Origin of the sequence: Microbacterium sp. MMO-35 (assembly GCF_037147555.1) — a bacterium.
Lineage (GTDB): Bacteria > Actinomycetota > Actinomycetes > Actinomycetales > Microbacteriaceae > Microbacterium.
In genome coordinates this window covers 386,564-406,485 of the sequence record NZ_JBBCVH010000004.1, presented here as the reverse complement: position 1 = coordinate 406,485, position 19,922 = coordinate 386,564, and the positions used below count along the sequence as shown (strand labels likewise).

The following is a 19,922-nucleotide window of genomic DNA, read 5'->3' as shown; positions in this document are numbered from 1 at the left end:
GACCCGCGCCGACCCCGGTCAGGCGACGAACGGTGCGAGCTCCGCGGCCAGGCGCTCGCCCACGTGAGCGTGGATCCGAGTGCCTTCCTCCTCGTGCGCGACCTCCAGCAGCAGACCGGTCTCGTGCACCGCGGCGACCAGGTCTCCCCGGTCGTACGGCACCACGGCACGGATCTCCACCGCGGGCTTCGGCAGCGCCTCGTCGATCGCGGCGCGCAGCTCGGCCACGCCCTCGCCACTGCGCGACGAGACGAAGTGCGCCCCGGGCACGAGCCCGCGCAGCACCATCCGCTCGTCGTCGTCCAGCAGATCCGCCTTATTGAACACGATGATCTCGGGGATGCTCCGCGCACCGACGTCGCCCATCACGTCCCGGACGGTCTTGATCTGACCGGCCGGATCCGGGTGGGATCCGTCGACGACGTGGACGATGACGTCGGCGTCGGCGACCTCTTCGAGCGTCGAGCGGAACGCCTCGACGAGCTGGTGCGGGAGGTTGCGCACGAACCCGACGGTGTCGGTGAGCGTGTAGACACGCCCGTCCGCCGTCTCGGACCGACGCACCGTCGCGTCGAGGGTGGCGAACAGCGCGTTCTCGACGAGCACGCCCGCGCTCGTGAGCGCATTGAGCAGGCTCGACTTGCCGGCGTTGGTGTACCCGGCGATCGCCACGGACGGAATCGTGTGGCGCTTGCGCTCAGCGCGCTTGGCCTCGCGGGCCGGCGTGAAGTCGCGGATCTGCTTGCGCAGCATCGCCATCCGGGTGCGGATGCGGCGACGGTCGAGCTCGATCTTCGTCTCACCGGGTCCGCGCGATCCCATGCCTGCGCCACCGGCGCCGACCTGACCACCCGCCTGGCGGCTCATCGAGTCGCCCCAGCCGCGCAGGCGCGGGAGCAGGTACTCGAGCTGCGCCAGTTCGACCTGAGCGCGTCCCTCGCGGCTCTTCGCGTGCTGGCTGAAGATGTCGAGGATCACCGTCGTCCGGTCGATGACCTTCACCTTGACGACGTCCTCCAGCGCGCGTCGCTGGGACGCGGCCAGCTCGGTGTCGGCGATCACCGTGTCTGCGCCGACCGCGGCCACGATGTCCTTGAGATCCTGGGCCTTGCCGCGGCCGAGGTACGTCGCGGGATCCGGATGCGGTCGACGCTGCAGCAGCCCGTCGAGGACCACAGCACCGGCGGTCTCCGCCAGCGCGGCGAGCTCGCGCAGCGAGTTCTCCGCGTCATCCTGTGCACCCTGGGGGTACACGCCGACGAGCACCACGTTCTCCAGCCGGAGCTGGCGGTACTCGACCTCGGTGACGTCCTCGAGCTCGGTCGAGAGACCGGCCACGCGACGGAGCGCATGCCGTTCCTCCAGGTCCCACTGCTCGCCGTCCGCCGAGCCGTGACCGGCGGTGGCCGTGTCCTGCAGCGCCTGCGCGGAACCGAACACGTGCGATTCCGCCCGTCGTTCCGCGGCGGCCAGAACGCGATCGACCGCGTCGCCGTGCTCATCATGTGTCGTGGACTGCGTCATCCGCACCTTTCTCCTGCCCGCCGATTCGGACGGGCGCCTTAACTTTAGCTGCGAGTGTCCGCTACGCTCGCTCCATGGGCTCGGACCACTACTTCACTGCGGCCCCCGCCAGCCCCGAGAACCTCCGCAGGATCAAGGTGAACCTTGCGGGCCGAGAAGTCGAACTCACCACCGCGGCCGGAGTCTTCAGCCCCGACCACGTGGATGTCGGCACCTCAGTGCTCCTCGCCAACACCCCACCCCCGCCGCCCGGCGGGCATCTGCTCGATCTCGGGTGCGGCTGGGGTCCGATCTCGCTGTCGCTCGCCCTCGCCGCGCCGCATGCGACCGTCTGGGCCGTCGACGTGAACGAGCGCGCGCTGGATCTGGTCCGGCGCAACGCCGCGGAACTCGGTCTCGACAATGTCAACGCCGTGACGCCCGACGATGTTCCCGCCGACGTGACCTTCCGCACCATCCGCTCCAACCCGCCCATCCGCGTCGGCAAGAGCGAGCTGCACGACCTGCTGGAGCGCTGGATCCCCCGACTGGACGAGCGGGCGGACGGCTGGTTCGTGGTGAGCCGCAACCTCGGCGCCGACTCGCTGCAGCGCTGGCTGGCGACGACGTTCGACGAAGGCTACAGCGTGTGGCGGGCGACGACCGGCCGCGGCTTCCGCGTCCTCAAGGTCCGACGGCACGGCATGCCCCGTACCGAGGGCATCGACCTGCCTTAAGCCCCGGCCGACCCGATCAGGCGAGTTCGATCTCCCCCGAGAACGCGAGCTGCGCAGGCCCGGACAGGAGCACGTGCTCGCCGTCCGCGCCCGGAGCCATGGTCACTCGGAGCGTTCCTCCGGGAACCTCGACCAGCCACTCGTCCGGGGCTCCCGCTCCGGCCCAGTGGCGCACGGCGAGCGCGGTCGCGGCGACGCCGGTGCCGCAGCTCAGGGTCTCCCCCACGCCCCGCTCGAACACCCGCATGCGCACCCGCCCGGCTCCGTCCTGCACCAGGGGCTCCGCCGGCACGACGAACTCGACGTTCGCACCGTGCTCGGGCATCGGCGCGAGCTCGGGTCCGTGGGTCAGTTCGAGGCCGTCGAGCTCCTCATCGGACGCGATCGCGACGACGACGTGCGGGTTGCCGACGTCGATGCCGAGGCCGGGACGCGGCACGCTCAGGCCGACGGCCCGGGCCAGGGGGTCATGCCCCGAGAGCCGCCAGGCGCCGATGTCCACGCGATACCCCTCGGCACTGCGGGTGACCTCGCGCACGCCGGCTCGTGTGCCGATCGCGAGGGTGCCGCCCTCCTCGAGCTCGGCGAGGCCAGTGCGCAGCAGGTAGTGGGCGAACACGCGGACGCCGTTGCCGCACATCTCGGCGATGGATCCATCGGCGTTGCGGTAGTCCATGAACCACTCGGCGGCCGGGTTCTCACTGAGGGCGCGGGCCCCCTCCGGAAGGGCCGCGGAGCGCACGACGCGCAGCAGCCCGTCGGCGCCGATCCCGAAGTGCCGGTCGCAGAGCGCGGCGACCTGCTCGGCCCGGAACTCGAGGGCGCCGTCGGGGTCGGCGATGATGACGAAGTCGTTGCCCGTGCCGTGCCCCTTGGTGAATGCGACCATGCGTCGATTCTAAGGCGGCGCGCACCTGCGCCCGTCCGTTCCCGCCCCTCGCGCGGAGCGCCCTCTCTGCTTCGGGCGGATCCGCTCGAGGCAGATCCGGTGGCGGCGCCCGCCCCAGCCGGGCGAGGCTTCCTGCATGACCGATGACATGCCCCGCAACCTCTTCGACGCCGACACGCGTCGGATGCTGTTCGCCCGACGGGTGCTCGTGCTCGATGGCGTGCTGGACGACGACAACGGCGTGCTGCTCATGACGCAGCTGCTCGCACTCGCCGCCGAGGATCCGGATGCCGACATCACGCTGTGGATCCATTCCCCGGGCGGATCCGTCCCTGCGATGCTCGCGATCCGCGACCTGATGCGCACGGTACCCTGCGACGTCGCCACCGTCGCCTTCGGGCTCGCCTGCAGTGCCGGCCAGTTCCTGCTCTCGGCCGGGACGAAGGGCAAGCGCCGCGCTCTCCCGCACAGCCGGATCCTGCTGCACCAGGGGTCGGCGGGGATCGGCGGCACCGCCGTCGACGTCGAGCTGCAGGCCGCGGATCTCCGGCACACCCGAGACACCGTGCTCGGCCTCATCGCCCAGGACACCGGACAGCCGCTGGACCGCGTCTTCGAGGACTCCCTGCACGACCGCTGGTACAGCGCCGAGGAGGCGCTCGCCTACAGCTTCATCGACGAGATCGCCACCAGATTCGCAGCGGTGCTGCCGCCGATCACCCGCCGCAGCGTCGGCCTGACCGCACAAGGAGCCTGAGATGGCATCGTTCCTCGTCCCGAACGTGATCGCCACGTCGCCGCGCGGAGACCGCGTGCTCGACGTCTACTCGCACCTGCTCGCCGAGCGGGTCATCTATCTCGGCACTCCGCTCGACGCCGACGTCGCGAACGTGCTCGTGGCCCAGCTACTGCACCTCGACTCGGCCGGGAGCGACCGCGACATCCAGCTCTACATCAACTGCGAGGGCGGCGACCCGAGCGCGATGCTCGCCGTGTACGACACCATGCGGTTCATCCGCTCGGATGTCGCGACGTTCTGCGTCGGACAGGCGGTGGCGGTCGGCGCGGTCCTGCTCGCCGCAGGAGCGGCCGGCAAACGCGCGGCTCTCCCGCACGCCCGGGTCATCCTGCATCAGCCGGCCGCGCAGGGGCGCGGCACCATCCCCGACCTCATCCTGCAGGCCGACGAAGTCATCCGCGTGCGCGACAGCCTGGAGCAGATCCTCGTGGCGCACACCGGGCAGAGTCCGGAACGCCTGCGTGCGGATACGGACCGGGATCTGGTGCTGACGGCGCCGGGAGCCCGCGCCTACGGTCTCGTGGACCAGGTGGTGGAGCAGGCCCCGCCCCCGCGGAGCGCGCTGCCCGGAGATGATCCGGGTCAGGCCGCCAGCGCGTAGCAGGCGCGCGCCGGCTGGGCGGTCGCGCGCACCGGCGCGGCCGTCTCCGGGGAGATCCGCTCGGCGACTCCGAGCGTGAGATCGAGCAGCGTCAGTTCGAGCGCTCCGGACACGGCGGCGAGCATCTCGCTCGATGCCTCCTTGCGACCGCGCTCCATCTCCGACAGGTACTGCGGGGAGACACCGGCGCGCTGGGCGGTTTCGGCGAGGGTCTCGCCCCGGCCCGCCCTCGCATCGCGCAGCAGCTCGCCCACCACCGTGCGCCAGAGCCGCTCCGGCTCGGGACCGCGCTGCGGAGGCCCCTCGTGCTTGGGCGTACGGTCGATGCGGGGGGACTCCGGCAGGGCGGTCATGGCGCCATGCTAGGCACGCGGCCTGCGGCGTCGCGAGCGGATCCGCTCTGAGCAGAATCCGCCGAACGGCCGCCCGCTCAGACGTCGTGGATGAGGCGCTTGCCGGTGTTGCCGACATCGAAGCGCTCATAGCCCAGCGCGTCGTAGAAGCCGAGCACCTGCTCGTTCCCCGGGCGGACCATGAGCTGGACCTTGGGGCACCCCATCCCGAGGAGGAGCCGTTCGGCTTCGACGACGAGAGCCCGGCCGATACCCGCGCCGCGACGGTCGGACGCACTCGCGAGGTAGTAGAGCCATCCTCGATGCCCGTCGTACCCCGCCATCACCGAACCGACGATCCGCGGCGCACCGCCGTGGTGCTCCCCCTCCTCCGCGACCAGGAAGAGCTCCGGCTGCACCGCGAGCTTTCGCTCGATGTCGGCGCGGGGATCGTTCCACGGCCGGGTGAGCCCGGCGTCCTCCCACAGCGCGACGACCGCGTCCGTGTCGGGTCGTCCGAAGGCCCTGATCTCGAAGCTCTCACTCATCCGTGCTCTCCTCCACGATCGTGTCCGCATCGATCCCGCCGAGCGCATCGAGCCACTCGGCCTCCGCGTACCGGCGGAACCACGAGACCTGACGTCGCGCATACCGCCGGGTGAGCGCCTGGGTCTCGGCGATCGCCTGGTCCTGGGTGAGTGCCCCCTCGAGCTGCGCCAGGGCCTGTGCATAGCCGATCGCCCGGCGTGCCGTCGTGCCGTTCTCGAGGCCCGCCTCACGCAGGCGCTCGACCTCGGCGAGCATGCCCTGCTCCCACATCCGCTCCACCCGGCGATCCAGCCGCGGCACCAGGGCGGCGCGTTCCACGCCCATAGCCAGCACCCGGGATCCGGGAAGCCACAGCGCGGGCTGCTCGGGAAGCGCCGCACCGTGCGTGCGCTCCCCCTGGGCGAGCACCTCGAGAGCGCGCACGATGCGCCGGCCGTTGTGCGGGTCGATCCGGGCGGCCGTCTGCGGATCCTGCGCGTGCAGACGCGCCAGCAGCGGCCCCGTCCCGTGCTCCTCCAGCTCCGCCTCGAGACGGGCGCGGAGTCCGGCGTCGCGCGGCGGGAAACGGAAGTCGTAGATCACGCTGGAAACATAGAGACCGGATCCGCCGACGAGGATCGCCTCCGCACCCCGCGCGTGGATCTGCCGGATCGCCTCGCGTGCCCGAGGCTGGTACCACGCCACCGCCGCCTCGGCGGTGACGTCGAGCACCTCGAACAGGTGATGCGGAATGCCGCGCCGCTCGTCGACGGGGAGCTTGGCCGTGCCGACGTCCATGCCGCGGTACAGCTGCATCGCATCGGCGTTGACGATCTCGGCGCGACGGCCGCGCGCGGCGAGGGCCTCGGCGAGGTCGAGCGAGAGGTCGCTCTTGCCCGTTCCGGTCGCCCCGACGACGGCCCAGAGCCGCGGTGCATTCGGACGGACGTCGTCCACCGGTTCCGACCGCGGCCCGGCTGCCGGCGCGGTCACACGCCGGCGCGGAGCGTCGGCAGGCCCAGCGACACCGCGCGGGGCTTCCCGTCTGCCGCGGGAGCCGCCGGCACCGCGCACGACTCCGACTGCGCACGGTCCCAGGCATCGCCCCCGCGAGTGCGCCGGATCCGCAGCGGGGCGCCGTCCGGCGCGTCCGCGAGCAGGTGGAAGGGGGCGGCGTGCGTGACGGTGACGGTGACGACATCGCCCGGGCGGGGGCGGTCCGATCCCTCCGGGAGCTCGAAGTGCACGAGCCGGTTGTCCTGGGCGCGCCCCGTGAGGCGGTGCGTCTCCGCGTCCTTCTTGCCCTCGCCGACGGAGACGAGCACCTCGACCTCGCGGCCGAGCTGCTTCTGGTTCTCCTCGAGCGAGATGCGCTCCTGGAGGGCGATCAGGCGGTCGTAGCGCGCCTGCACGATCTCCTTGGGGATCTGGTCCTCCATCGTCGCGGCAGGCGTTCCCTCGCGGATCGAGTACTGGAAGGTGAACGCGCTCGCGAAGCGCGCCTGCTCCACCACGCGCATCGTGTCCTCGAAGTCCTCCTCGGTCTCGCCGGGGAAGCCGACGATGATGTCGGTCGAGATCGCCGCGTTCGGGATCTTCGCGCGCACGCGATCGAGGATCCCGAGGAAGCGGTCGCTGCGGTAGGAGCGACGCATCGCGCGCAGGATCCGGTCGCTGCCGGACTGCAGCGGCATGTGCAGCTGCGGCATCACGTTCGGCGTCTCGGCCATGGCGTCGATGACGTCGTCGGTGAAGGCCGCCGGGTGCGGGCTGGTGAACCGGATCCGCTCCAGTCCGTCGATCTCGCCCGCCGCACGGAGCAGCTTGCCGAAAGCCTGCCGGTCGCCGAACTCGACACCGTAGGAGTTCACGTTCTGTCCGAGCAGCGTGACCTCGATCGCGCCGTCCTCGACGAGCAGACGGATCTCGTTCAGGATGTCGCCCGGGCGGCGGTCCTTCTCCTTGCCGCGCAGGCTCGGCACGATGCAGAAGGTGCAGGTGTTGTTGCAGCCGACGGAGATCGAGACCCAGCCGCTGTGCGCCGAATCACGCCGGGTCGGCAGCGTGGAGGGGAACACCTCGAGGGACTCGAGGATCTCCAGCTCCGCCTCGCCGTTGTGACGGGCCCGCTCGAGCAGTCCCGGCAGCGAGCCCATGTTGTGGGTGCCGAAGACCACATCGACCCACGGCGCCTTGTCGAGCACCGCCTGCTTGTCCATCTGGGCGAGGCAGCCGCCGACGGCGATCTGCATGCCGTCGTGCTTGTCCTTACGGCTCTTGAGGTGCCCCAGCGTGCCGTACAGCTTGCCCGCGGCGTTGTCGCGCACCGCGCACGTGTTGATGATGACGATGTCGGCCTCGTCGTCCGCGCCGGCACGCACGTAGCCCGCGCTCTCCAGCGAGCCGGACAGCCGCTCGGAGTCGTGCACGTTCATCTGGCAGCCGAAGGTGCGCACCTCGTAAGTGCGCGCGCGCCCGGCCTCATCGAGCGCCGCATCGGAGGGCGCGATGATCGTGGGCTCTGAGAGGGGAATGGTCATAGTGCCTGCCATTCTACTTTCGCCAGGCGGGAATCGGACCCGCGCCTCGTCCGGGCCGAAGCCGCTCCGGCCCGCCGGACGCCACGCCCTCACGTCTCCTCGAAACGCACCCTGCCCACACCGCCACCGCGCTGGGTCTCTCGCCACGCCGTGCGCGCCGCCGTCAGAGCGATGCTCCCGCCATACCCCCGGCGGGACAGCTGCCCCACGAGCCGGCGCACCGCCGTGTCCTCGTCGTATCGGCGCAGGCTGGAGACCTTCGTCCGGGCGTAGTCGAGTGCCCGCTCGGCATCATCGTCGTCCAAGACGGCCAGAGCTTCGTCGCCGATCTCTCGCGGAATCCCTCGCTGGTTCAGGGTTCGCGCGATCGCGACACGTCCCTGCCCCTTCCGCTGCGACCCCGAGGTCACGAGGAGCTCGGCGAGCGACGCATCGTCGAGATAGCCCCGCCGCTCGAAGTCGGCGACGATGTCGTCCCGGAGGTCGGCCGGCACCCCCTGCTCGCGGAGCACCTCCCGCGCCTCCCGGCTCGAAAGCTGCTTGGAACGGAGCTTGCGCACGAGGACCTCGCTCGCGTCGACCACCGGATCCTCCGACGCGTCGTCTGATCCGGTGCTGTGCCCGCCGATCGCACGCAGACCGCGGCGCGCCGACGATGCCGGCGCTTCCGACGACGCGGCAGGGGTCTCAGCAGAGGCGAGCGCCACGGCGGCCGGGTGGCGTGGACCGGGTCCGCGCCGTACCGCCGCGGACTCATCAGCCCAGGTCGAGCGCCATTCGTCCGCCGTGGGACGGCCCGCGGGGCGCCCATCCGCGGCTCTGCCGTCAGCCGGCGCTCCCCCGCTCCTCGCACCGAAGAGCGGGATGACGGGGGCGAGGCGCTCGTCCTCGGACGGCGCCCCGCCCCTCTCATCGCTCACGGCTCACCCCGGTCGCCGAGCTCCGTCGAAGCACGGTCGCTGAGCCCCGTCGACGCATGATCAGGCCGGACGACGCTGAGCCAGCTCGTCGGCGGCCGCGGCGGGAGCCGACGCGCCGCCGATGCCGAGCTTCTGCTTGATCTGCGTCTCGATCGTCTCGGCGATGTCGGGGTTCTTCAGCAGGAAGTTGCGGGCGTTCTCCTTGCCCTGGCCGAGCTGGTCGCCGTCGTAGGTGTACCAGGCGCCCGACTTCTTCACGATGCCGTGATCGACGCCGAAGTCGATGAGGCTTCCCTCGCGAGAGATGCCCACACCGTAGAGGATGTCGAACTCGGCCTGCTTGAACGGCGGAGCCATCTTGTTCTTCACGACCTTGACGCGCGTACGGTTTCCGACCGCCTCCGCGCCGTCCTTGAGCGTCTCGATGCGGCGGATGTCGAGGCGCACCGAGGCGTAGAACTTGAGCGCCTTGCCGCCCGCGGTGGTCTCCGGCGAGCCGAAGAACACGCCGATCTTCTCGCGCAGCTGGTTGATGAAGATCATCGTGGTGTTGGTCTGGTTCAGGCCACCGGTGAGCTTGCGCAGCGCCTGCGACATCAGTCGTGCCTGGAGGCCCACGTGCGAGTCGCCCATCTCGCCCTCGATCTCCGCACGCGGCACCAGGGCCGCCACGGAGTCGATGACGATGAGGTCGATGGCTCCCGAGCGCACGAGCATGTCGGCGATCTCGAGCGCCTGCTCGCCGGTGTCGGGCTGGGAGACGAGCAGCGCGTCGATGTCGACGCCGAGCTTCTTGGCGTACTCGGGGTCGAGGGCGTGCTCCGCGTCCACGAACGCGGCGATGCCGCCGGCGCGCTGCGCGTTGGCGATCGCGTGCAGCGTGAGCGTCGTCTTACCCGAGGACTCCGGACCGTAGATCTCCACGATCCGTCCCCGCGGCAGTCCACCGACACCGAGCGCGACGTCGAGCGCGATGGAGCCGGTGGGGATCACGGCGACAGGAGCGCGCTCGTCGCTGCCCAGCCGCATGACCGAGCCCTTTCCGAACTGCTTGTCGATCTGGGCGAGTGCGGTCTCGAGGGACTTCTCGCGGTCTGCGGGAGAGGGCATGTCGTGCTCCTTCGTGCTCGTGAACTGCCGCCTGTAGGCTGTCGCGGCCGCCCCGGCTGGGGCGAGCTCTCCGACAAGGCGTATGACCTCGTGGTCATGTCGAACACGTTAGGAGGGGCCACCGACATCGAGCCGAAGGTCCCGGGAATCGTGCAGATGCCGATCACGAGATCATCTGTGCAGGACGATACGCCCACCTCGAACATGTCTTCGACGACACGCCGACGAAACAGCGAAACCGATCGAACACCGGACGAACCGGCGGTCGATCAACGACGCTTCGGCTCGAGCCGGCCCACGCCGTGCCGTCGAGAGTCGGGAACATCGGTCTCGGCGCACAGCGCCAGCCACACCTCGCGCGGGGGCACACCCGCTTCCATGGCCTGCACGGCGGTCCGTCCGCCGACGGCCGTCAGCACCAGGTCAGCCACGAGCGCAGCACCACGCGCCCCGAACTCCGCGTCGACCGCGCGGAGGAACTCACTTCTCCGCATCCGGTCAGCGCAGCGAGAGCTCGGACTCGACCGAGGCCACCAGGTCGTCCGGGACCACGTCCGGGATGACCTGCAGCCCCTCGAGCACGGCGATGCGATCACCGACCTCGCGCATGATCGTCGAGATGGGGACGTCGAGCGCTTCGGCGACCGAGGCGAGAATCTCGCTGGAGGCCTCCTTCTGCCCGCGCTCGACCTCGCTGAGGTACCCGAGCGCGACAGATGCCTTTCCTGCGACCTGGCGGAGGGTGCGGCCCTTCTGCAGACGGAAGTCCCGCAGCACGTCGCCGATCTCCTGTCGTACGAGAATCATCGGGACCTCCTCTCCCCCATCGCCCCGGCGGAACCGCCGGATCGGATGGTCAGTCTAACCCGACCTGACATGTTCGACACTACTGTTTCGTCCTGTGCATTGAATGTGAGCACACTCGACTCAACTTCATCCAGAAGCACTCTATTCCCGCTGCGGGACGCCGGGCGCGCCCTGGCCGGATCCGTCGTCCGTCACCGTCTCGAGAAGCAGTTCGAGCGCCGCCTCCACGGTCGCCGCCCGGATCGCGGCGCGGTCGCCCGCGAACAGGAACCGACGGCTCAGCACGCGCTCCCCCACGCTCACGCCGATGTGCACGGTGCCGACGGGCTGCCCGCCCTGCGCCGTGGGTCCGGCGACTCCCGTGGTGGCGAGACCAGCGTCCGCCGGCCGCCCGTCGACAGCGAGGGCCGCACGCGCCCCGGTCGCCATCTGCCGGGCCACGTCCGGATCGACGGGCCCGCGGGCTTCGAGCAGCTCCGGATCGACGCCGAGCAGCGAGGACTTGACCGGCGTGGCGTAGGCGACCACCGCACCGTTGAGCACGTCGGACGCGCCGGGAACGGCGACGATCGCGGCGCACAGCGCCCCACCGGTGAGCGATTCCGCGACCGCCAGGGTCATGCCCCGCTCCCGCAGCGCGTCCAGTACGACCGCGGCCCGGGGCGCGACGTCGTCCATCAGACGCCGGTCTCGCGATCAGTCCGAGAACCGCGCACCTGAGCGACGACGTAGTCGATGCCGCTGAGGATCGTCAGGATCAGCGCGGCGATCATGAGCACCGTCGTCATGATCGTCCACGCCGGAAGACCGATCCACGCCTGCAGCGGCAGCAGCGCCCAGGACAGGGCGATCCCCTGCACGGTCGTCTTGATCTTGCCCATCCAGGCCGCCGCGACGACATGCTCCTTGACGATCGTGAAGCGGTGGATCGTGATCCCCCACTCCCGGATCAGGATGATCAGCACCAGCCACCACCACACCTCGCCGAGGATGGCGAGGCCGATGAACCCGGCTCCGGTGAGCAGCTTGTCGGCGATCGGATCCCAGAGCTTGCCGAAGTCGCTGACCAGGTCGTACTTGCGGGCGAGATAGCCGTCGACCCAGTCGGTCGAGATCGCGAGGATGAACAGCCCGGCGGCCACCCAGCGCAACACCGGCTGGCTCGCCCCGTACGTGCCGCCGAGCAGGAGCAGCACGAAGAAGACGACGGCGAGCGGGATCCGGGCGACCGTGATCGCGTTCGGCAGCTGACGCGGGATCGCCATCAGTCGCGCCCCGTCAGGCCCCAGGCGTCCTCATCAGACTCCGCTTCGACCTCCGGGAGACCGCGGTACTGCGCCTCCAGCGGATCCTCGCCGTAGCGGTCGAAGCCGGGCCCCGACGACGCGGGGACCGGGTCCGCCGGACGCGGGGGCAGCGCCGCTGCGGGCGCGGCAGCAGGGACGGGCGCGGCCGGCGCGGGTGCGGCGGGTGCGTCGTCTCCCCGCAGCCGCGCCAGCACACCGGGCAGCTGCTCGGGGGTCACCAGCACGTCACGGGCCTTGGATCCCTCGGACGGGCCGACGATCTCCCGCGACTCGAGGAGGTCCATGAGGCGCCCCGCCTTGGCGAACCCGACCCGCAGCTTCCGCTGGAGCATCGAGGTGGACCCGAACTGCGACGACACGATGAGCTCGGCAGCCGCGAGCAGGAGCTCGAGGTCGTCGCCGATGTCCTCGTCGACCTCCTTCTTCTTGCCCTCGACCGCCTCGGCCACGTCCGGACGGTACTCCGGGCGTGCCTGGCCGGTGACGTGCTTGACGACCGCGTCGATCTCGCTCTCATCGACCCAGGCACCCTGCAGGCGGAAGGGCTTGGAGGATCCCATCGGGGAGAAGAGCGCGTCGCCCTGTCCGATCAGCTTGTCGGCTCCCGGGCTGTCCAGGATGACGCGGCTGTCGGTGACGCTCGTCACCGCGAACGCGAGACGGGACGGCACGTTGGCCTTGATAAGGCCCGTGACGACGTCGACGCTGGGTCGCTGGGTCGCGAGCACCAGGTGGATGCCGCTCGCCCGGGCGAGCTGGGTAATGCGCACGATCGAGTCCTCGACGTCGCGCGGGGCGACCATCATGAGGTCGGCGAGCTCGTCGACCACCACGAGGAGGTACGGGTAGGGCTTGAGCACCCGCTCGCTGCCCGGCGGGACCTCGACCTCGCCGGCGCGCACCGCGCGGTTGAAGTCGTCGATGTGGCGGAACCCGAACGACGCGAGGTCGTCGTACCGCATGTCCATCTCCTTCACGACCCACTGCAGCGCCTCGGCGGCCTTCTTCGGGTTCGTGATGATGGGCGTGATGAGGTGCGGGACTCCCGCATAGCTCGTGAGCTCGACGCGCTTCGGGTCGATGAGCACCATGCGCACGTCGGCCGGCCGCGCCCGCATGAGCAGGCTGGTGATCATCGAGTTCACGAAGCTCGACTTTCCGGATCCGGTGGATCCGGCCACGAGCAGGTGGGGCATCTTGGCGAGGTTCGCGACGACGAAGTTGCCGCCGACGTCCTTGCCGACGCCGATCGTCAGGGGGTGCGTGCTCTTCTGGGCGGCCGCGGAGCGCAGCACGTCACCGAGGGCCACGGTCTCGCGGTCGGCGTTGGGGATCTCGATGCCGATCGCGCTCTTGCCCGGGATGGGCGAGAGGATGCGGACATCGTTGGACGCGACGGCATAGGCGAAGTTGTTGCTCAGCTGCAGGATCTTCTCGACCTTGACGCCGTGCCCGACCTCGACCTCGTACTGCGTCACCGTCGGACCGCGCGAGAAGCCGGTGACCTTCGCATCGACGTTGAACTGCGTGAGCACGTTGGTGATCTGCTCGACGACGCGGTCGTTCGCCTCGGAGCGGGCCACCGACGGCGGACCCGCCTTGAGCGCCCCCGGCGACGGGAGGATGTACGGCGCCAGCGGGGCCTGCAGACCGTGATCCCCGGGTCCATCTGTGCCGAAGCCGTCGAAGCCCGCCAGCTCGAGTTCACCGGTGTCCCCGTCGTCGAGCAGAGCCGTGCTCTGCTGCTCCGCGAGGGAGTCGGCGACGGCGCGCACGTCGGTGAGCACCTCGGTCGCGGCGTCGTACGGGTCGTCGTCCTTGATGACCGCCTGGTCATAGGCCGTCGCCTGGGCGACGGTGGGGGTGTCGTCCTGAGCCGTGAGCAGCTCGGTGAGATCCTGCGACCCGGCTCCGCCGTCCGGATCCTCTTCACGCCCCGTCTTGTTCCGCCGCCACCAGGGCAGCACGTCGGGGTCGTCGACCTTCTCCGCCTCGTCGACGACGGCGTCCTCGGCCGGTGCCGCCTTCGGCGCGCGCTCCGCGTCGAACATCCAGGCGTACAGGTCGCCGAGCCGCTGTCCGATCCGGTTCGGCGGGGTCTTGGTGAGGATCAGCACACTGAGCGCGGCCAGCAGCGACAGCACGATGTAGGCGGGGATCGTCGTCAGGTAGCTGAGCGGCTGCCCCAGGAGCCAGCCGAACAATCCCCCGGCGGCGCTCAGCGAGACCATGCCCTGGCGCGGCTGCGGCATGCCGCCGGCGATGTGGCAGAAGCCCGCGAGCGCCACGACGAACAGGCCGAAGCCGATCCCGATCCGTCCGTTGTCGTGCACCGACGACGGGTGACGGAACAGCCAGCCGGCGAGCAGGAGAAGCAGCACGGGCATGATGAAGGCGGCGCGCCCGATCAGCGCCCCCACCGAGTAGGCGCTGATGTTGGACGCGACGGCGCTGCCGATGAAGAACCACTCGTTGACGGCTCCGGCGACGGCGAGGAGCACGAGCAGGAACGGGAACCCGTCCCGGCGCTGGTCCTTCTCCAGGGTCTCCAGCCCGAAGGCGCGGAACAGACCCCCGACGCCGTGAGCGAGCCCGGTCCAGGCGCGCACCGCCACCGGCGGCTTGTCCGGCTCGTCGACGTACTTCCTCGGGGCGGGCGCCGCCTTGGCCTGGGCACGCGGCTTCGCCCCGGACGTGGAGCGACTGCGCGTCGAGGGCTTGTCGGCCGCGCTCTTGGTCGCAGAGGAACTCCTGGGCATGCTTCCACGCTAGGCCCGCGGACCGACATCGGCCCGCAATGACGCGGCATTCCGCGGGATTGCGGGCCTACGGCCGCACCAGGACCGCACAGACCCTGCGTGAGGGCCGGCGCTCGATCAGGCCTCGATGACGAGCGGCACGATCATGGGCCGGCGACGCAGCTTCTGGTTCACCCAGCGCCCGATCGTGCGCCGCACGATCTGCGACAGCGCGTGGTTGTCCCGCACGCCGTTGCCCGCCGCCTCCTTGAGGGCCGCGACGATCTTCGGGGCGACGTCGTCGAAGACCGAGTCGTCCTCCGCCACACCCCGGGCGTGGATCTCCGGACCCGAGATGATCCGCCCGGTCGTGGAGTCGACCACGACGATGACGGACACGAAGCCCTCCTCGCCGAGGATCCGCCGGTCCTTCAGATCTGCGTCGGTGATCTCGCCGACGGTGGAGCCGTCCACGTACACGAAGCCGATGTCGAGCTGTCCGGCGACGCGCGCGACGCCGTCCTTGAGGTCGATCACGGTTCCGTTGGATCCGACGATGGTGCGCTCGGCGTCGATGCCGGTGTCCTGCGCGAGCTTGGCGTTCGCGATCAGGTGACGGTACTCGCCGTGCACGGGGAGCACGTTCTTCGGCTTCAGGATGTTGTAGCAGTAGATCAGCTCACCGGCTGCGGCGTGGCCCGAGACGTGCACGCGGGCGTTGGCCTTGTGCACGACGTTCGCGCCGAGCTTGGTCAGGCCGTCGATGACGCGGTAGACGGCGTTCTCGTTGCCGGGGATGAGGCTCGAGGCGAGGATCACCGTGTCGCCCGGGCCCGGCTCGATCGCGTGATCGAGGTTGGCCATGCGGCTGAGCACCGCCATCGGCTCGCCCTGTGACCCCGTCGACATGTAGACGATCTGATCGTCGGGCAGGTCGCGCGCCTTCTTGTAGTCGATGAGCACGCCGTCGGGCACCTTGAGGTAGCCGAGCTGCTCCGCGATCGTCATGTTGCGCACCATCGAGCGCCCGAGGAAGGCCACCCGGCGGCCGTGCGCGTGCGCGGCGTCGATGACCTGCTGCACACGGTGCACGTGGCTGGAGAAGCTCGCGACGATCACGCGGCGCGGAGCCTTGCCGATCACCTGGTCCAGCACCGGACCGATCGAGCGCTCCGTGGGCGTGAAGCCCGGCACGTCGGCGTTCGTGGAGTCGACGAGGAACAGATCCACGCCCTCCTCGCCCAGACGCGCGAAAGCCCGCAGATCCGTGATGCGGCCGTCCAGCGGCAGCTGGTCCATCTTGAAATCGCCGGTGGCGAGCACCATTCCTGCGGGCGTGCGGATCGCGACGGCGAGCGCGTCGGGGATGGAGTGGTTGACCGCCACGAACTCGAGGTCGAAGGGCCCGACCTGCTCGCGCTGGCCCTCCTTCACCGTGAGGGTGAAGGGCTTGATGCGGTGCTCCTTGAGCTTCGCCTCGACGAGGGCGAGGGTGAGCCCGGACCCGATCAGGGGGATGTCGGCCTTGAGACGCAGCAGGTAGGGGACGGCGCCGATGTGGTCCTCGTGACCGTGGGTGAGCACGACCCCGACGATGTCGTCCAGGCGGTCCTTGATCGGCTCGAAGTCGGGCAGGATCAGGTCGACGCCCGGCTGGTGCTCCTCGGGGAAGAGCACGCCGCAGTCGACCACGAGGATCTTGCCGTCGTATTCGAAGATCGTCATGTTGCGGCCGACCTCCCCGAGTCCGCCCAGGGGCGTGACGCGGAGCGTGCCGGGTGCGAGCGTCTCGGGCTCGGCGAGGGGAATGGTCATGTGGTGCCTCCTAGGCGGGGCGCGCGGCGCGCCCGATGTTCGTGGTCCCCCCGCCGAAAAGGAGCGGATCCGAGTGCGCGTTCCGCGCGGATCCGTCCTGTCCGGGCCCGATGCCCGTCGGCCACGCCCTCATCGGGTCGTGCCGTGCACCTTGGGGAGGGCGCCGCCGGCGGCGGCATTGCGGTCGGGGCGGAAGTCGGAGAAGTCCGCGCCCGGGATGTCCTTGACGAGCGCGAGCTCGTCCTCGATGAGAGCGGCCTCCCACTCCTCCGGCCCCACGAGGGGCAGGCGGACGCGGGGGCTCGTGATGCGGCCGAGGCCGTGCAGGATGTACTTCGCCGACACCGTGCCGGGCACGTGCGTCATCGCGGCGCGCACGAGCGGCTCCAGGCGCTTGTGCTCGGCGGTGGCCGCGGCGAGATCGCCCCGGTTCACCGCGTCGACGATCGCGCGGTACGGCGCCGAGGTGATGTTCGCCGTCACGCCGATGAGGCCGGTCGCGCCGATCGACAGGTGCGGGAGCACGTTCGAGTCGTCGCCGGAGAAGTACATGAGGTCGGTCTGGTTGAGCACCCGGCTGACCTCGGAGAAGTCGCCCTTGGCGTCCTTCACGGCGAGGATGTTGGGGTGCTTGGCGAGGCGCAGGATCGTCTCGTACTTGATCGGCACACCCGTGCGCCCGGGGATGTCGTAGAGGATCACCGGCAGATCGGTCGCGTCCGCGACGAGGCGGAAGTGGGTCAGGATGCCGGCCTGGGTGGGCTTGTTGTAGTACGGCGTGACGATCATGATGCCGTCCGCGCCGGCCTTCTCGCTGGCCTTGTAGAGCTCGATCGCGTGCGCGGTCTCGTTGGAGCCGCCGCCCGTGATGATCTTCGCGCGCCCGGCGGCGACGTCCTTGCCGACCTCCACCAGGCGCAGCTTCTCCGCGTCGGTGAGGGTCGAGGTCTCCCCCGTGGTGCCGGTGACGACGATGCCGTCGGCACCGTCCGAGATGACGCGGTCGATGTGCTTCTCGACGGAAGGCCAGTCGACCTCGCCGTCGGCCGTCATCGGGGTGATGAGGGCGACGAGCACCTGTCCGAAGGGATTGCCCGTGTGCGTCATGCCTCCAGCGTATCTGCTCGCGGCGGCCTCACGCTGTCGGCGTCACCCGGATGACGTCTCCACGCGCGAGGTCGACGCTCGGCTTGAGGAGCAGCCCCGCGGCGACGCCCACCGGCGCCTCATCGGCCTTCTTGCGGAACATCTCGATCCCGGTGATGGTGCTGGCGCCCGACTGCGCGGATCCGCGGAGGACCACCACCCGGTCGCCCGTGCGCATCGCGCCCGTCGTGGTCCTGCCCGTGGCGACCTGCCCGCGCCCCGTGATCGTGAAGACGTCCTCCACGACGAACTCGGAGCCCCCGCCGGTCGAGACCGTGCCCGCGACCGAGGCGATTCCCGCGCTCGGAGCGATCCCGGCCGCGGCGAGGCGCTCGGCCTCCTGCGCGTTGTACCGTCGGAGCATCTCGTTCGCGTCCAGCGGATCCTTCTTCTTCCCGAACCAGCCCATGCTCCGAGCCTAGGCGCGCTCGCGGTCCTGAACGCCCGGGCACGGCGGCTAGGCTCCCGCCATGGCCTGGCACACGCGGGAATCGCGCACCGTCTACGACAATCGCTGGATCTCCGTCCGCGAGGATCAGGTCTCGGGCCCCGCGGGCGACGGGATCTACGGGGTCGTCGCGCTGAAGAATCCGGCCGTCTTCGTCGTCGCCCTCGACACGGAGGACCGGGTGTGCCTGGTCACGATCGACCGCTACACGACCGGACGCTCGATCGAAGTGCCCGCCGGGGGCACCGACGGCGAGGATCCGCTCGTTGCCGCACGCCGCGAACTGCTCGAGGAGACCGGAATCGAAGCGGACGAGTGGACGCCGATCGGCACGATGAACGCCCTCAACGGGGTGACCGTGGCGCCGGAGCACGTCTTCCTCGCCCGGGGCCTGCGCCAGGCCGAGGACAGCACGCTCACGCAGGCCGAAGAGGGCATCGACGAACTGGCGTGGGTGCCGTTCGCCGAGGCGCTCGCGATGGTGGCCGATGGACGCATCCGCGACGGCGAGACGATCGCCGCCCTCGCGTACGCGGGGATCCGTCTCGGCCGCTTCGCCTGAGCCGGGTGCAGGCCGCCACGCCGATGCGGGCCGCTGTGCAGGCGGCACTGGTGCCGCTGCCGCGGACGCCGCCGCTGCCGCTGCCGCTGCCGCGGACGCCGATGCGCAGGGCGGGTGGGGCGTTCTGCAGGGACGCCGCGTCGCGCTCCGCTGACGCCCCGCGGAATCTCGCCCGGGAGATCCACCGATCTGCTCAACGACCCTGCGCAACGACGGAGGCTCCCTGCACAACGGCCCCGAGCGCGGCGAGCCGCCCCTCGATGGCCGCGAGAACGGCCGGCCAGTCATGCACGATCATCGCGTAGTCGAACCGCAGGGTCTCATACCCCTGAGCGGCAGCCCTGGCGTCGCGCATCAGGTCCTTGTGCCGGTGTGACGCGCCATCGTGGTTGAGACGCCCGTCGACTTCGAGGATGATCCGGCCGCCGAGCACGAAGTCGACACGACCGACGCCGTCGATCTGCACTTGGGCCGCCAGGGTGATCCCGCAACGTCGCAGGCGCAGCTTCAGCAGAGATTCCAATCCGCTCTCCGAACGGTCGTCAGCGAGGTCGAGGAGCTCGTGGAAGCGCGCCGGAAGTCTCTCGCGCAGGCGTTGCACGCCGGCCAAGCCGATCAGGCCGAGATGCAGCGACGACTCGAGAGCGACGAAGAACGCCTCGGGCGAGGCGCAGCACGCGAATTGGATCAGTGCGAGGAGCACATCCACGAAGCCGAACCCAGCGCCGCGCTCCCCCGTCTCGTGATGCGTCCGGCACCGGCAAGCGGCATGTCGGTGCTGTCGGCCGGATGGACCGATCCAGACGTGGGGTCGAGAGGACGGCGCCGCGCTCCCCTCCTCGGCATCGTCCAGGATCCACACTCCGCGCTGCCGGAGCGCTCCCGCACAGCCGACTTCACCTCCGTGCCTGGCCGCAGTCAGCACGTCCGCATCGACGTGCGCGAGTGCGTAGACGCCCTTGCGCACGAGGATGACCCCGCCGTCGGCGACCGCCCGGGCGATCGCCGCCCGGCGGATCCCGTGGCCCTCGAGCTGTGCGCGGCGCGCCACGCCGCCGTACCCGGCCAGAACTCGTTCGATCGACACCCGCTCGATGTTGCCCGCCTGCACAGGCGCGCCGGTTGCCGATCCCGCGATCG

Annotated in this window: 21 protein-coding genes; 4 read left to right on the top strand and 17 right to left on the bottom strand. The window is 70.4% G+C overall.

Annotation, left to right across the window (positions count from 1 at the left end; all coding sequences use genetic code 11):
• Positions 1-18: 18 nt before the first annotated feature.
• Complete coding sequence (hflX, locus tag WFJ01_RS11560) at positions 19-1,524, bottom strand: GTPase HflX (protein ID WP_336629075.1); 1,506 nt, start codon at positions 1,522-1,524, stop codon at positions 19-21.
• Positions 1,525-1,598: 74 nt separating this feature from the next.
• Here hflX and WFJ01_RS11555 point away from each other — a divergent pair, with 74 nt between their 5' ends.
• Positions 1,599-2,240, top strand: a complete 642-nt coding sequence (locus WFJ01_RS11555) for a class I SAM-dependent methyltransferase (protein ID WP_336629074.1) — start codon at positions 1,599-1,601, stop codon at positions 2,238-2,240.
• A 16-nt stretch (positions 2,241-2,256) separates the two neighbouring features.
• Here WFJ01_RS11555 and dapF read toward each other — a convergent pair whose 3' ends face one another.
• Positions 2,257-3,129: a diaminopimelate epimerase gene (dapF, locus tag WFJ01_RS11550; RefSeq protein ID WP_251444458.1), complete on the bottom strand. Its 873-nt coding sequence runs from the start codon at positions 3,127-3,129 to the stop codon at positions 2,257-2,259.
• Between the two features lie 136 nt (positions 3,130-3,265).
• Between dapF and WFJ01_RS11545 the strand changes: the two genes are divergently transcribed.
• Together WFJ01_RS11545 and WFJ01_RS11540 are read left to right on the top strand one after the other, a co-directional pair.
• A complete protein-coding gene (locus WFJ01_RS11545) occupies positions 3,266-3,886 on the top strand; it encodes a ClpP family protease (protein ID WP_336629073.1) in 621 nt (206 codons plus the stop codon).
• Position 3,887: 1 nt separating this feature from the next.
• Positions 3,888-4,529: a ClpP family protease gene (locus tag WFJ01_RS11540; protein WP_336629072.1), complete on the top strand. Its 642-nt coding sequence runs from the start codon at positions 3,888-3,890 to the stop codon at positions 4,527-4,529.
• Here WFJ01_RS11540 and WFJ01_RS11535 read toward each other — a convergent pair.
• The 14 genes from WFJ01_RS11535 to WFJ01_RS11470 all read right to left on the bottom strand — a co-directional run bounded on the left by WFJ01_RS11535 (position 4,511) and on the right by WFJ01_RS11470 (position 18,181).
• Positions 4,511-4,882: a helix-turn-helix domain-containing protein gene (locus WFJ01_RS11535; RefSeq protein ID WP_336629071.1), complete on the bottom strand. Its 372-nt coding sequence runs from the start codon at positions 4,880-4,882 to the stop codon at positions 4,511-4,513. The two genes, WFJ01_RS11540 and WFJ01_RS11535, sit on opposite strands and share 19 nt — an antisense overlap.
• A 77-nt stretch (positions 4,883-4,959) precedes the next feature.
• Positions 4,960-5,409, bottom strand: a complete 450-nt coding sequence (locus WFJ01_RS11530; RefSeq protein ID WP_251444462.1) for a GNAT family acetyltransferase — start codon at positions 5,407-5,409, stop codon at positions 4,960-4,962.
• Complete coding sequence (gene miaA / locus WFJ01_RS11525) at positions 5,402-6,346, bottom strand: tRNA (adenosine(37)-N6)-dimethylallyltransferase MiaA (RefSeq protein ID WP_336629070.1); 945 nt, start codon at positions 6,344-6,346, stop codon at positions 5,402-5,404. The genes WFJ01_RS11530 and miaA overlap by 8 nt, the downstream gene beginning before the upstream one ends.
• A gap of 32 nt (positions 6,347-6,378) precedes the next feature.
• Positions 6,379-7,929 carry a tRNA (N6-isopentenyl adenosine(37)-C2)-methylthiotransferase MiaB gene (gene miaB, locus WFJ01_RS11520; protein ID WP_336629069.1) on the bottom strand — a complete coding sequence of 517 codons (1,551 nt, stop codon included), beginning with the start codon at positions 7,927-7,929 and terminating at the stop codon, positions 6,379-6,381.
• Between the two features lie 89 nt (positions 7,930-8,018).
• On the bottom strand, positions 8,019-8,513 hold the full coding sequence (locus WFJ01_RS11515; RefSeq protein ID WP_336629068.1) for a regulatory protein RecX: 495 nt from the start codon (positions 8,511-8,513) through the stop codon (positions 8,019-8,021).
• 396 nt (positions 8,514-8,909) lie between these two features.
• The gene (recA, locus tag WFJ01_RS11510) at positions 8,910-9,959 is read right to left on the bottom strand and encodes a recombinase RecA (protein ID WP_251444469.1); all 1,050 of its coding nucleotides are present in this window, start codon (positions 9,957-9,959) and stop codon (positions 8,910-8,912) included.
• Between the two features lie 269 nt (positions 9,960-10,228).
• Positions 10,229-10,453, bottom strand: a complete 225-nt coding sequence (locus WFJ01_RS11505) for a DUF3046 domain-containing protein (RefSeq protein WP_292880762.1) — start codon at positions 10,451-10,453, stop codon at positions 10,229-10,231.
• Between the two features lie 4 nt (positions 10,454-10,457).
• Entirely contained in the window at positions 10,458-10,766 is a 309-nt protein-coding gene (locus tag WFJ01_RS11500; protein ID WP_251444473.1) for a helix-turn-helix domain-containing protein, read from the bottom strand.
• Between the two features lie 141 nt (positions 10,767-10,907).
• Positions 10,908-11,444 (bottom strand): CinA family protein, encoded by a 537-nt coding sequence (locus WFJ01_RS11495; protein WP_336629067.1) that lies wholly within the window; start codon positions 11,442-11,444, stop codon positions 10,908-10,910.
• A complete protein-coding gene (gene pgsA / locus WFJ01_RS11490) occupies positions 11,444-12,031 on the bottom strand; it encodes a CDP-diacylglycerol--glycerol-3-phosphate 3-phosphatidyltransferase (protein ID WP_336629066.1) in 588 nt (195 codons plus the stop codon). Before pgsA ends, WFJ01_RS11495 begins: the two co-directional genes overlap by 1 nt.
• Positions 12,031-14,832, bottom strand: coding sequence for a DNA translocase FtsK (locus WFJ01_RS11485; RefSeq protein WP_251444479.1), 2,802 nt, complete (start codon positions 14,830-14,832; stop codon positions 12,031-12,033). The genes pgsA and WFJ01_RS11485 overlap by 1 nt, the downstream gene beginning before the upstream one ends.
• A gap of 117 nt (positions 14,833-14,949) precedes the next feature.
• Positions 14,950-16,626, bottom strand: a complete 1,677-nt coding sequence (locus WFJ01_RS11480) for a ribonuclease J (protein WP_251444481.1) — start codon at positions 16,624-16,626, stop codon at positions 14,950-14,952.
• Positions 16,627-16,755: 129 nt separating this feature from the next.
• Entirely contained in the window at positions 16,756-17,733 is a 978-nt protein-coding gene (dapA, locus tag WFJ01_RS11475; RefSeq protein WP_045273778.1) for a 4-hydroxy-tetrahydrodipicolinate synthase, read from the bottom strand.
• Positions 17,734-17,761: 28 nt separating this feature from the next.
• Positions 17,762-18,181, bottom strand: a complete 420-nt coding sequence (locus WFJ01_RS11470) for an EF-Tu/IF-2/RF-3 family GTPase (RefSeq protein WP_336629065.1) — start codon at positions 18,179-18,181, stop codon at positions 17,762-17,764.
• 61 nt (positions 18,182-18,242) lie between these two features.
• Between WFJ01_RS11470 and WFJ01_RS11465 the strand changes: the two genes are divergently transcribed.
• Entirely contained in the window at positions 18,243-18,782 is a 540-nt protein-coding gene (locus WFJ01_RS11465; protein ID WP_336629064.1) for an NUDIX hydrolase, read from the top strand.
• A 193-nt stretch (positions 18,783-18,975) separates the two neighbouring features.
• Here WFJ01_RS11465 and WFJ01_RS11460 read toward each other — a convergent pair whose 3' ends face one another.
• Positions 18,976-19,893: an endonuclease domain-containing protein gene (locus WFJ01_RS11460; protein WP_336629063.1), complete on the bottom strand. Its 918-nt coding sequence runs from the start codon at positions 19,891-19,893 to the stop codon at positions 18,976-18,978.
• Positions 19,894-19,922: the final 29 nt, after the last annotated feature.